Here is an 11,788-nt window from a genome sequence, read left to right on the forward strand (position 1 = left end):
CGTCCGGTTTCATTCCGATTCACTGCGCGGCCGCGACCGGCTCCAGTTCCCGGAGGTCGAAGTACCCGCGGTATCCGTTCATGTAGACGGCCGCCCGATGCCCGAAGAGGACGGTCGCCGCCGTAGCGGTCTCCAGCTCCCCGTAGTTTCCGGTGGTGGAACGGAAACGAGCACCTACCGCATACCGTTCATTCCACTTCCGCACCATCTCTCCGGCGTTCTCCGGCTTCTTCGAAACCTCGGGCAGCGGTTTATCCGTGTTCTTGATTTCGCGACGTATCTTCGCCAGCAATTTCGTCAGCACGTTTCCGTGGCCAATTTCCTCGAACTCCACCCCCGGCTGCTCGAGAAGGTGCTCCATCGAGTCGGACCACCGCACGGCGCTCACCATCTGCCGCGTCAGGCTCTCCTTGACGAGGTGATCCTCATACGCTCTCGCCGTCACATTGGAAATCACCGGAATACACGGCCCGGACAGGTTCATCCCTGTCAGGAACTCCTCGAACTCCGCACGCGCCGGCTCCATGTACCGGGAATGGAAGGCCCCGCTCGTCCGCAGGGGCATGAACAAGTGCTTTCCGGTCTGGAACAGCGGCTTCGCGGCGTCGATGTCCTCGGCCCGGCCGGAAATCACGATCTGAGAGGGCGTGTTGAAGTTCGCCAGATCGACGGAGTCGAGTCCGTTCTCGGCGAGGATGGTGCGGATCTCCCGCTCCGACGCGTTCAGCACGGCTGCCATACCGCCGCCCGAAGCCCGGCCCATCAGCTCTCCGCGCTTACGCACCAGCCGCAGGCCCGTCTCGAAGTCGAACACCTCGGCCGCCAGCAGCGCGTTGTACTCGCCGAGGCTGTGACCGGCGACGACGTCCGGAACCATACCGGTCTCACGGATCTTCTTGTAGTACGACAGGGCGTTGACGACGTACATCGCGGGCTGCGTGCACTGGGTCCGGTCGAGCAGTCCCTCGGGATCCTCGAGGCAGAGTTCCTTGATGGAGTAGCCCAGGATCGAGTCGGCCGCACGGGTCAGATCCGGAAATTCGTCGAAAAGGGAAGCACCCATTCCCTTCTGCTGCGCCCCCTGTCCGGGGAAGACGTAGACCTTCATGGGCAGTCCCTTCTCGTCGTCTTTCTCCGCTGTTCGCGACGGCCGCGATCTTGTTGCGTTCTCACCCTGCCAGAAAATCGGCACCCGCGGCTACCTGTATCCCGAGAGAATCGAGGAAGCCTCACGCATCAACTCGCGTGCGATCCGGTCCGGATGGCGGTTTCTCCAGTTTTCCCACGGCGTGCCGCGCGCCCATTGATTAAAAGCTCCCAGTGCGGGGCCCGTGTGGATCTGCACATTTGCCCGGTCGACATCGGCGTCCATGAACGAGAGCCGACTGGAGTAGCCGTAGTACCAGCGGAACATGAGGGCCATGCGCCGCTTCGGGTTGCGCTCGGCCCGCTCGATCTCCGACTCGCGGCCCGTCTTCCGCAGGTGCTCGCAGGTTTCCCGCCAGACCTCTTCTGCACTCTTCTTGAAGTAGGCCTCCTGGATCTGTCTGCGGGTCTCCTGCGGTATCTCCTCCCACGATTCATGGCTCTTGTACAGGGCGTGCAGCCGGTTCGCCCGTGCCGGGAACAGCACGCCCTTCTTCAGGACCTGGACCAGGGCGCCGATCTCGAACATGTCACCCGCCGGGCAGTAGTCGGTGTCCTGGACGTCGATGGTCTGAAGGCGGTCCTTCACCGCGTCGCCGACCCCGGCCTCGACCGTGCACTGATTGATGGAGCCGGTCATGACGAAGTCGGCTCCCATGGCGAAGGCGGCGGCGACCGCCTGCGGCGTCCCGATCCCGCCGGCGAGTCCCAGACGGATCTTCTCGCCGTACCCGAACTCCTGTGCCGCGCGCCGTCGCAGGCTCTGCATCGACGGCAGCAGCACGGTGGACACCCCGCGGTCGGTGTGGCCTCCCGAATCCGCTTCGACGGTGAGGTCCTGCGCCACCGGAACGCCCCGGGCCAGCGCGGCCTGCCGGCGAGTGACCCGGCCCTCGGCCACCAGCCGTTCGACGACGTCCACCGGAGCGGGCCGCATGAACTCGCGCGCCACCTCGGGCCGCGACACCTTGGCGACGATCCGCGTCCCCCGTTCGATCGCGCCTCCCGGCCCGGCCCGCAGCCCCGACAGATGGAACAGGACCAGGGCCTCGGTGACCTTGATGAACGCCGACGCCTCGATGACGCTCACTCCCTGGGCCAGCAGCATCTCGACGTTGGCCGTCTCACGTGCCGGGTGCTGGAGGTCGCACAGCAGATTGACCCCGAAGGGCAGGCCGGGGTCCAGATGCCTCCGGATGTGGGCGATGTCGCCCGTCACCCGCTCGGGGCTCAGGCCGGCGGCACCCAGGAAGCCCATGAAGCCGGCCCGCCCCATGGCGACCACCAGTTCCTTCGACGCGATACCCCGGTACATCGACCCCGCCAGATAGGCGTAGTCGACGCCGAAGTCCCGGCGGAAGGATGCGCAGCCGAGCCGCCCCGCCGCGTCCCCGTCCCGTTCTCCCTCCGCGCTCACTTCGTGTCCTGCGCCTTCTGGTGGCGGGTGACCCATGCCTTCGCCACGGGGACGCGCCTGTCCCGCCCGGCGGAGTAGAACAGCTTGCAGAAGGACCTCACCGTGGTGAGCGCCGCCGGATCGCCCAGCATCACGAAGTGGTTCGCCGAGTCCACGTCGACCTGGTGGAAGTGGGGCAACTGCCGCTCCCACCCCGCCCAGTAGACGGCGTCGTCCAGGACCGCACCGTCCTTCTGCGTCGAGAACAGCGGCTCCATCTCCCCGTAGAACAGGCCGCTGCGGTTGCGGAAGTAGAAGCAGGCGACCGACTCCGGCCGGGGAAGCGGTGCGATGTCGTAGTCCAGCAGTCCGTAGGCCTCCTGAACCGCGAGATTGCGCAGCACCCGGTCGCGCAACGTCTGCGGGTCCCCCTTCAGCCCGCGTGTGCGGGCGAGGGTGAGCATCTGGTCGAGCAGGGCGACCTCGTCCTGGTCCCAGTCGACCTCGCGGCCGGACACCAGCGTGCTGGCGAAGTCCTGCGGCGCCGGCTTGGACGCGGCGAACAGCAGGGCGTTGACCTGCTGCAACAGCATGTCGGTACGCGACATGCTCACGTCCTGCACGCTGTCGTCGTAGGTGTCCACCATGACGATGCTCTCGACCGTCGCGCCCTGTTCCTGGAGACGGCGCGTCACCTCGTAGGCCAGCAGGCCGCCGAACGAGTAGCCGCCGAGGTCGTAGGGCCCCTCGGGCTGGACCGTGCGGATGATCCGCGCGTAGTGCGTCGCCAGCGCCTCGATCCCGTGCAGCGGCTCGCTGTCCGTCATCCAGCCGCGGGCCTGGATCCCGTGGAAGGGCCGCTCGACGCTGTCGGCGATCGACGCGTAGACCTCGACCCCACCGAGCCCGCCGTGGAACCAGAAGACCGGTCGGCCCTCGCGTCCGCCATTGAGCCGAACGACCTCCGGGATGCGCAACGGGGCGGCGGGCGCCGTCCCGGCCGCTCCGGGGCCCGGCCCGAACCGCCGCATCAGGTCCCGGGTCGACCGGCACTCGTTCAACGCGCCGAGATCGGCCGTGGGGTCGACCTCGGCCCGCAGCGCCTGGAGCAGCTGCGTGGCGTGCAGGGAGCTGAAACCGAGATCCTCCAGCGGTGTGGCGGGGTCGAGTTCGTCCGTCCGCATGCCCAGCAGCCCGGCGACGATGTCCGTGATCCGGTTCGTGGACGCCCCGGCCGGTGGAGCCGCCGCAGGAGCGGCGATCGCGGTCGCGGCGTCGCCTCCCGGGGGTGCGGGCACCCAGTACCGCTTCCGGTCGAAGGGGTAGCCGGGCAGCGACCGGAGGATCCGCGGGACACGGTCGCCGCGCCGTACCGACCCCCAGGGCACCGTCCCGCCCCGCGCCCACAGCAGGGCGAGCTTCTCGAGGTGGTTCTCGGCCAGCAGCTCGCGCACCAGTGCCTCCCCGGCCCTTCCGCCGAGCAGCAGGTCGAGGTCCGCGTCGTCCCGCCCGGCGCTGCCGGTGAACAGCGGTACGGGCGCGGTTCCCCCGGGACCGTCGAGGTAGTGGGCGAGGCCCGCGGCGACCTCATCGAGGCTGCCCGCCACCAGCGCCAGCCGGCAGGGCATGGCCTCGCGCCCGCACCGGAGTGTGTGGGCGAGGTCCTCGAGGGACAGGTCGGCCTGCGTGGGCAGGAAGTCCAGCAGGCGGCTCGCGACGGCTCTCAGCCGGTCCTCGGTACGGGCGGAGAGGACCACGATCTGCGGTGTCGGGCCGGTGTCCCGGGTCGCCGGTGCGGCGGTGTCGTGGGCCCCGGGCTCCGGCAGGTACTCCTCCACGACCAGATGGGCGTTGGTGCCGCCCGCCCCGAAGGAGTTGATGGTCGCCCGCAGCGGGTACTCCCGCTCCTGGCCGTCGAGGTTCACGACGGGCCGGAGCCACGGCTGCGGCTCCTGCGGCAGGTAGAACGCGGTGCCCGCGAGCTCCACCCCCGGATTGAGCCGGCCCTCACCGGCGAAGGGGACGAGCCGGCGATGCGCGAGCTGCAGGACGACCTTGCTCAGCTGGGCCACGCCCGAGGCCGCCTCCATGTTGCCCAGCGTCGACTTGACCGTGCCGAGGGCGCAGAACCGCTCGTCCCGGGTGCGCTCGCCGAAGGCGTCCCGCAGCGCCGCGAATTCGATGGCGTCGCCCATCTGGGACCCGTTGGCCGATACCTCGGCGTAGCTGATCGTGCGGGGGTGGACGCCCGCCCGCTCCAGGTTCTCGGTGATCAGCCGCTCCTGCCGCGCCGGGCTGGGCACCATGGGCCCGCTGGTGCGGCCCTTGTGGTTGGTCGCGCTCGACCGGACGACGGCGAGGATCTCGTCCCCGTCGCGGACGGCGTCGGCAAGTGGCTTCAGCAGCACCGCGCCGACGCCCTCCGCGGGAATGAAGCCGTCGCCGTCCAGGAGAGGCCGGCTGCCCGGGTCGCTGCCCGTGAGGCCGGTGAGACTCAGCCCCAGGTACTTCTTGGGGTGCAGGGAGAGATTGACGCCACCGGCGATCATCATGTCGCCGCCGCCCCGGCGCAGTTCCTCGCAGGCCATGTGGATCGCGACGAGCGACGAGGAACAGGTGGTGTCGATGGCCAGGCTCGGCCCCTGCAGGTCGAAGAAGTGCGAGACCCGGTTGGCGATGGCGCTGTAGCTCATGACCGACGTGATGGACTCGTGCACGAGATCGGACGACAACAACTGGTAGTGCTGGTACATCGCGCCGACGTAGACGCCGACCCGGCCGCCGTGCTCCTCGCGAAGCCGGTCCCGGGTGTAGCCGGAGCTCTCCAGCAGGGTCCAGACGCACTCCAGGAACAGGCGTGTCTGCGGGTCCATGATCGCGGCCTCGCGCGGCGAGACGTTGAAGAACTGTGCGTCGAAGTCGGCCGCGCCGTCGAGGAATCCGCCCCACCGGGCGGGGGTGCCGCCGGGCAGGTCCCGTCCGGAGTCGTCAGCGGGGCCGTGCTCCCAGCGGTCCCGGGGCACCTCGGTGACGCCGTCGCGGCCCGCGACCAGGTTCTCCCAGAACACGTCCAGGTCCTGTGCGCCGGGGTAGCGGCCGGCGAGTCCGATCACGGCGATCGCGTCCTCGCGGGTCGCCGGCCGTACCGGCTGCGCCGTGGCCGCCGGTGCCTCGGCCGGCGCCGGAGGCCGTACGGCGGTGACCGGGGCCCCTCCCCCGGGCGGGGCGGACCGGCCGGGCTCGTTGTCGTCGTGGAGGCCGACGACAGCCCGTACCGCGTCCGCGTGCGCCCGGAGGAAGTAGGCGCTCAGCTCCTGGATGTCGCGGTACTCGAAGAAGAGCGTCTTCGACAGCGAGCCGAAGTCGGCCTCCAGCCGGTTGGTGAGGGAGAGCGCGAGCACCGAGTCGATGCCGAACCGTTCGAAGGGCGCCGCCGGGTCGATCCGGTGACCGGGCATCTGGAGCACCTCGCTCAGCGTCTGCCGGAGCCGCGCGACCAGGGCGGCACGGACGTCCGCTTCGCCCGTCGCCTGCGGGGACGGGGCGGCAGCCGCGCCCGTCACCGGGACGCCCCGCCGGGGCGGCACGGGCCGGGACTCCCCGGGCGCCGCCGGCGGGCCCAGCACGGTACGCCTGATCCGGTCGGCGTCGCCCGCGACGACCAGGACCTGGTCGTGCGGCGCCCCCAGAGCGGCGTACAGCGCGGCCATGCCCTCGGTGGTCGGCATGGGCGCCATGCCCAGCCGCTCGCGCATCATCGCCTCGGTTCCGGGGTCCACCCGCATCCCGCCCCCGGCCCACAGCGGCCAGTCGACCGACACGGAGGCGCCCGAGCGCTCACCGCGGTCGGCAAGCTGCCGCCGGTGGTGGGTGTACGCGTCCAGGAACGCGTTGGCCGCCGCGTAGTCGCTCTGCCCGGCGTTGCCCAGCACCCCTGCCGCGCCGGAGAACGACACCAGGAAGTCCAGCGGTACGTCCTTGCTGGCCTCGTCCAGGTTCACCAGGCCGGCGACCTTCGGCGCGAGGACCTCGCGGCACTCCTCGGCGGTCTTGCCCCGGACGAGGCCGTCACGGAGCACCCCGGCCGCGTGGACGATCCCGTGCAGGGTGCCGTGTTCCCGCAGGATGCCGTCCACCAGCGAGCGCACGGCGGCGGCCCGTGAGACGTCGGCCCGCACGTAGCGGACGTCGGCTCCCAGGTCGCGCAGCGCGTCCAGGACCGACTCCTGCTCGGGACCGAGCGGTGAGCGGCCCGCCAGGACGATCCTGACGTCGCGCACCGCGGCGGCCATGTCCCGTGCGACGAGCGTGCCGATGCCGCCCAGTCCGCCCGTCACGAGGTAGACCCCGCCGCTGCGCCAGGGCACCCGCGACTCGGCGGGCGTGCCGGCCTCGCGCCAGCCGAGGGCCTCGACGCGGCCGGCGCGGAATCGCAGGCAGGAGGCGTCGGGATGGCGGCGGGCGGCAGCGAGCCGGGACATCATCTGCTCGGCCGTCTCGGCCGGGTCGACGAGCACGACCTGCGGCAGCAGCCCCGGCGCCTCGGCCTGCGCCGACTTGAGCAGCCCGAGCAGGCCGCGGGTGGTGTCGGGTCCGCTCTCGTCCGGGACGACGAGCTGAACACGGAGCCCCTCCCCCACGCCCTCGGCCATCACGCGGCGCAGGTGCTCCAGCGTCTGGAGGGTGTACTCGGTGTACCGCTCCGCGATCCCGGCCCCGGCGGAGGCCAGCGGAAGCAGCCGCGCCGCCGGTTCCCGCCGGGCGAGGAGTTCGCCGAGGCCGGGCAGGTCGGGCAGCAGCACGGCGCGTTCCTGCGGCTCGGTGTCCGGGCCCGTGCCGGGTGCGGTTTCCCGCCAGACCGGCAGGAAACCGACGCAGGACACCGCGTCGGACCCGGTCCCGCCGACCTCGCCCTCCAGGAGGCGGTAGGACATGCCGCGGATCCGGACGCAGACCCGTCCTTGGTCGTCGCAGAGGTCGATGTCGAGCTTGAAGACCGTCCCGCCCGCGCGGGAGCCGGCGCTGTAGCGGATCCAGGCCCACATCGACTCCTGGCTGCTGCCGAGCACGTCGAGCTCGTCCAGGGCGAACGGGAGGGAGGGCTTCATGCCGGACACGTCGAGCGCCGTGGCCTGCCCGGTCGCGAGGCCGATGCCGAGTGACGCCTGCAGGGTCGCGTCGAGCAGGCTCGGATGCAGGACGAACGCGTCACGGGCCGCGCGGACCGAGCCGGGCAGGACGAGGCGGGCCAGGACCTGGCCGCGGCCGACGTGCAGCCGCTCCAGGCCCCGGTGCGAGGGGCCGTAGCGGAACCCGATGGCCCCGTAGGCCCGGTACAGCGCGGCCGCGGTCAGCTCCCCCTGGTCGCACGCGGCACGCAGGGCCGGGACGTCGAGCGTCGCCTGCACCACCGGCCTGCGCACCACCTGCCCCTGGCTGTGCACCACCGGGGCGGCACCCGGCACCGTCGGGGGCGTGCCGGTGATCTCGTAGTCGGCCCCGTCGGGGCCCTTGGGGGCGAGGGACGTGACGAGGGTGACGGGCTCGGCGTCCACGGCCACGGGCCGCGCCCACACCACGTTGCGCAGCACGATGCCGTCGGCGCCGCCACCGGGCGCGGGCGTCCCCAGGGTCAGGGCGGCGGCGGCCCGTGCCATCTCCAGGCAGGCGACGCCCGGCAGCACCTTGCGTCCCTTGACCACGTGGTCCGTGAGGAAGTGCTCCTCACCGGTGAACCGCGTGCGGTAGCGCCGGGCCTGGAAGTCCGAGACGTCCTCGTGCAGCAGCGGGTGCGGCTCGGACGTGCGGGGGCGGGCCGGGGCGGGCGTCCGCTGCTCGGGCACCCAGTAGCGGTCACGGGCGAACGGGTAGGTCGGCAGCGGTACGCGGGTGTGGTGGTCCGTGGCGAAGAGGGCGGCGTAGTCGAGGTCGTAGCCCTGGACGTAGAGGTCCGCGACGGTCGACAGCAGTTCGGCGCGCGATGCCGGGTCGGTGGCGGCCTGCCGGAGGCAGTCGTTGCCGAGGTCGCGCAGCGCGGCACGCTCGTCGATCCCCTGGGCGGGGACCTCGCCGGTGCTCAGGCGGGGGCTCCGCCCCCCGTCGAGCCAGGTGCGCAGTGTCCCGACCAGTTCCGCGCCGTCCCGTACGACCCAGGCCAGCCGGTGCGCGAGGTGTCTGCGGCCGAGGAGGAGGGTGAAGGAGATGTCGCCCGGGTCCAGGGCGGGGCGCCGTTCGCAGTGCTCGATCAGGCGCTCGGCCTGCTCGGCGAGTTGCCCGGCGGTGGCCGCGGAGAGGGTGACGAGGTGCGCGGTGGACGCGGTGGAGAGGTGGACCGCGCCCGGGGCCTCCTCGAAGACTATGTGGGCGTTGGTGCCGCTGACCCCGAAGGAGCTGACCGCGGCACGTCGTGTGCCGTCGGTCCCCGCAGCCCAGGGGCGGAGCTCCGTGTTGACGTAGAACGGGCTGTCGGCCATGTCGATGTGCGCGTTCGCCTGCTCGAAGTGGATCGACGGCGGGATGGTCCGGTGTTCGAGCGAGAGCAGGACCTTGATGGCTCCGGCGACGCCGGCTGCGGTGATGGTGTGGCCCAGGTTGGACTTGACCGAGCCCAGCGCACAGTAGTCCCGGCGGTCGGTGTGCCGGCGGAAGGCCCGTTTCAGTGCCCGGTACTCGATCGGGTCGCCGAGCTTGGTGCCCGTTCCGTGCGCCTCCACCATCTGGATGGCGTCGGGGCGGATCCCGAAGGTGTCGTAGACCGAGCTTTCCAGTCGCTCCTGGGAGGCGGCGCTCGGTGCGGTGATTCCGTTGGACGCGCCGTCCTGGTTGATCCCGGAGCCGCTGATGACGCCCCGGATGTGGTCGCCGTCGGCGAGCGCGTCGCCGAGACGCTTGAGCACGAGGACTCCGACGCCCTCGCCGGGCACGAACCCGTCGGCCCGGTCGTCGAAGGTGTGGCAGCGGCCGCTCGCGGAGAGCATGCCGGCGCGGCCCGCCAGCACGTAGAACTGCGGGGTGCACTGCAGGGAGACCCCGCCCGCCAGGGCCATCTCGGTCTCACCGCCCCACAGGCCCTGGCAGGCGAGGTGGAGGGCGACGAGCGAACTGGAGCAGGCCGTGTCGACCGCGATCGCCGGGCCCTGGAGGTCGAGATGGTACGAGATGCGCGCCGGCATCGCCGAAAGCGCGTTGCCCCACATGGACTGCGGGGGCACCTCGGGGCCGAACAGCTGTGCGTAGCCGCTCTCCTGGCAGCCGACGTACACTCCGACGCGCCGCCCCCGGGTGCCGGAGCCCGCGTGACCGGCGTCCTCCAGGGCTTTCCACGACTCCTCGAGGAAGAGCCGTTGCTGCGGGTCCATGTAGGTGGCCTCGACGCCCGAGATGTTGAAGAAGCCCGGGTCGAAGCGGTCGATGCCGTCGATGAAGCTGCCGCGCTCGCAGCCGGGCGCACCGGCCGGGTGGTGGCCTGAGAGGTCCCACCGCGAGACGGGCCCGGTGAGGTCGTGGCCCTGTGCGAGGTGCTCCCAGAGCTGTTCGACGTCGGCCGAGCCGGCGAACCTGCCGCTCATGCCGATGACGGCGATGGGCTCCCTGGACGGGGCGCCCGCGGCGGTCCGCCGGGCGTCGGGCCTCGTTGCCGGCCGGGCGGCCCGCCGGGCCGCGGCCGGAGGCGCCGCCGTTTCCTCGGGCGCGCCGGGCCGCCCGGTCGGCAGCGGGGCGGCCGGCGCCTCCGGACGGGCGTGGTCGACGATGTACCGGGCCAGCCGTGTCACGGAGCCGTGATCGAAGAGGTCGGTCGTGGCGAGGTCAGTGCCGAGCGCACGGTTGATCTCCTGGATGAGCCGCACGCCTATGATCGAATCGACGCCGTAGTCCATGAAGGCGTCGTCCGCGGCGATCTGTGACCGGTCGATCTTCAGCGACAGTCTCAGCTGCTCGAAGATCACGTCCCTGACCCGCTGTTCCGGTGCCTCGTTCGGTGCGGCGGTCTCCCGGGCCTCCGGCCGGACGGAACTCCCGCCGACCTGATCCCCCGTCGCGGCCGAGACCTGCGGAGCCTCCTGGGTCTTCCGGACCTCCTGCCGGACGAGGCCGTCGCTCTCCGCGGCGACCACTTGGTAGCCCAGCTCGTGCAGCCGCGACGCCGGGAAGGACACCGATCCGTAGCCCTCGTCGTCGAGCACCTCCTCCCAGGTCTCCGGGGAGAGGCCGGGACCGCCCGGCATGCGCAGTTCGTCGTCCTCGTGGAGCCACCAGCCGTCGAGGAGGCCGAAGGTCAGGTGGGTGAAGAGCGAGTGGGTGGAGATCTCGTTGGCGAGCAGGACACCGTGCCGTTTCAGCGCGCCCTTGGCGTTGCGCAGTGTCCGGCGGATGTCCCTCGTCGCGTGCAGCACGTTGGTGGCGAGGACGAGGTCGTAGGAACCGGGGGTGACGCCCTGTGCCGCCGGCGGTTCCTCGACGTCGAACAGGCGGTATTCCAGGTAGGGGTACCGCGGCCCGTACTCCTCCTGCGCGTGCATCAGGAAGGACTTCGACAGATCCGTGTAGGAGTACGTCTCGACGTGCGCCGCCAGGGGCTCCAGCCGTTCGAGGACGGCGACGGTTCCCCCGCCGGTTCCCGCGCCGATCTCGAGGATGCGGACACGTGCGGCCGGGTCGGTGCGGACGATCTCCCGCACCACGGCGGCCGCGGTGTCCGCCAGGATCCCGTTGAAGCAGTCGGAGAGGGGATTGTCCCGGTAGATGCGCTCGACCAGTTCCATCGACGAGCCGGGGAACATCACGTCGGTGGCGAGTACCTCGCCCCGCAGGATGCCCGGCAGTGCCCGCAGGGTGGCGTCGAGCAGCCTGAACCGCGCGCGCCGGTCGGCGTCCCCCCGCGCGTCGGCGGCGTGCTGCTCCCAGGCCGACCATGCGGCGGAGCCGTCCACGCTCTCCGCCGGCACCGGCACCTTGGGCGAGCCGTCCAGGAGCCCGGCGCCGCGCAGCCGCCGCACGGATTCGTCCAGCCAGCGACGCATACCGTCACCGGGGACCGGGGGCGCGGCCTCACCGGACAGGTGCCCCGCGCGCGTCAGCTGTGTCAGCAGCAGGCGGCTCAGCAGGTCGTCGTCGACGGCGGCACCGGGCTGCGCGAGCTCTGCGGGGGTCGGCGCGCCGGCCTGCTCCCGGCACAGTTGGCGCAGGGGGACCCGCGTGCCTTCGGGCACCATCGTGATGGCTTCGCGCCGGATGTCGTTCAGCATG

General features: G+C 71.5%; 3 protein-coding genes. All 3 read right to left on the minus strand.

Annotation, left to right across the window (positions count from 1 at the left end):
• Nucleotides 1-19: 19 nt before the first annotated feature.
• Nucleotides 20-1,108 (minus strand): ACP S-malonyltransferase, encoded by a 1,089-nt coding sequence (gene fabD, locus CNQ36_RS00300; protein WP_163013161.1) that lies wholly within the window; start codon nucleotides 1,106-1,108, stop codon nucleotides 20-22.
• 90 nt (nucleotides 1,109-1,198) lie between these two features.
• Complete coding sequence (locus CNQ36_RS00305; RefSeq protein WP_206278388.1) at nucleotides 1,199-2,563, minus strand: PfaD family polyunsaturated fatty acid/polyketide biosynthesis protein; 1,365 nt, start codon at nucleotides 2,561-2,563, stop codon at nucleotides 1,199-1,201.
• A complete protein-coding gene (locus CNQ36_RS00310) occupies nucleotides 2,560-11,787 on the minus strand; it encodes an SDR family NAD(P)-dependent oxidoreductase (protein WP_121544433.1) in 9,228 nt (3,075 codons plus the stop codon). The genes CNQ36_RS00305 and CNQ36_RS00310 overlap by 4 nt, the downstream gene beginning before the upstream one ends.
• Nucleotide 11,788 lies beyond the last annotated feature (1 nt).

It is taken from the genome of Streptomyces fungicidicus, assembly GCF_003665435.1.
GTDB lineage: Bacteria > Actinomycetota > Actinomycetes > Streptomycetales > Streptomycetaceae > Streptomyces > Streptomyces fungicidicus.

What these genes read in the sequence shown, in the direction of transcription:
- fabD (WP_163013161.1), bottom strand. Translation starts at nt 1,108, where the DNA reads ATGAAGGTCTACGTCTTCCCCGGACAGGGGGCGCAGCAGAAGGGAATG.
- CNQ36_RS00310 (WP_121544433.1), bottom strand. Translation starts at nt 11,787, where the DNA reads ATGCTGAACGACATCCGGCGCGAAGCCATCACGATGGTGCCCGAAGGC.